Genomic DNA, 1,275 nt, shown 5'->3' with positions numbered 1-1,275 from the left:
TGAGGTGTGTCAAGGATCTGGGACAGTTGGTTAGTTTCTTTTTGGTCAGGCAGCAGCGCGTTGTTGCTGGTTTTGGGTATTGAAGTTGGCCATGGCTGTTGCTGGCGGTAGTCCATCGTTATGGCTGTGTGGTCTCCACCGGTTGTAGAAGGCCTCGATGTAGTGCATGGTGGCCTGTCTGGCGGCCTGGCGGGTGTCAAAGCTGTAGTGGTGGTAGAACTCGTTCTTCAGGGACGAGAACGCTGATTCAGCCACGGCATTGTCCCAACACACGCCGGCTAATCCCATCGACTGGCGGATATTATTTCCGGTACACCAAGCCCCCAGTTCGCGGGAGGTGTATTGAGCGCCATGGTCACTGTGAAAAATTCCGTTTGCTTGCAGATGGCCCTTGTCTCTGGCCATTTCCAGCGCACTGACACACAGTGATGCGCGCATGTGGTCGGCCATGGCCCAGCCGACGATCATGCGGGTACACAGGTCGATGACGGTGGCCAGATACAGCCATCCCTCTCCCGTACGCAAATACGTGATGTCTCCGACCAGGCGGGTGCCCGGGGTTTCTGCGGTGAAGTCACGGCCGATGAGATCCTTGAAAACCTTGTCCGGATCGCCGGGGATGGTGGTGCGTTTGAAGGCGCGCATCCGCCTGGCGGCCCACCCGTTTTCAGCCATGATCGTGGCCACGGTTCCCACGGAAACAGCAACCCCGTCGGCGGCTAATTTGGTGTGAACCATGCGGTGGCCAAAGATCTCGTCGGAAGAATCGAACATCGTCTTCACTTGATCGGTCAGCTCCCTGTGGCGGATGGTTGTGGGCGTGTCGGTGGCGTCGCGCCAGCGGTAGTACGAGGACCTGGGCACACCCAGTTGCCGGCACATCCATGCGACTTTTTCTCCAGCGTTCTCCTCCTGCTGAACAAAGCGGTAGGTATCAATTACCGTTGCTCCTTGGCGAAGAACGCTGAAACTTTTTTTAGGAATTCATTCTCCCGTTCCACTTCACGGAGCCGGGCCTCCAAGGCCTTGTATTTCGTGGCATCCACCGGTTGATCCGGTTTCTTGCCCTCGCCACTTTGACCTTCGCGGGAGAGCTTGACCCAGCGTTTGAGAGCGGTCAGTGAGATGCCGAGTTCGGCGGCCACCAGAGCCAGCGGGCGGCCGGAAGATTCAGCTAACGCGACGGCGTCGGCCTTGAACTCATCAGAGTAGGTTGGTCGAGAAGACATGGGAACAATCCTTTCAGGAACTGTCTCACATCATTAGTACACCTCA

Annotated in this window: 2 protein-coding genes; both read right to left on the bottom strand. The window is 57.2% G+C overall.

From position 1 onward, the window contains the following. Positions 1-45: 45 nt before the first annotated feature. The gene (locus tag CVV68_RS22940; protein WP_281268332.1) at positions 46-939 is read right to left on the bottom strand and encodes an IS3 family transposase; all 894 of its coding nucleotides are present in this window, start codon (positions 937-939) and stop codon (positions 46-48) included. Beyond that, positions 939-1,229 (bottom strand): transposase, encoded by a 291-nt coding sequence (locus CVV68_RS22935; RefSeq protein ID WP_170133339.1) that lies wholly within the window; start codon positions 1,227-1,229, stop codon positions 939-941. The genes CVV68_RS22940 and CVV68_RS22935 overlap by 1 nt, the downstream gene beginning before the upstream one ends. Between the last annotated feature and the right edge of the window lie 46 nt (positions 1,230-1,275).

Source organism: Arthrobacter livingstonensis, assembly GCF_003219815.1.
In the GTDB taxonomy this organism is placed as follows: Bacteria; Actinomycetota; Actinomycetes; order Actinomycetales; family Micrococcaceae; genus Specibacter; species Specibacter livingstonensis.
The sequence above is the reverse complement of the archived record's forward strand: the minus strand, read 5'-3'. Positions and strand labels throughout refer to the sequence as shown.

Excerpts from the sequence above, each read along its gene's own strand:
- CVV68_RS22935 (WP_170133339.1), bottom strand. The coding sequence starts at position 1,229 with ATGTCTTCTCGACCAACCTACTCTGATGAGTTCAAGGCCGACGCCGTC.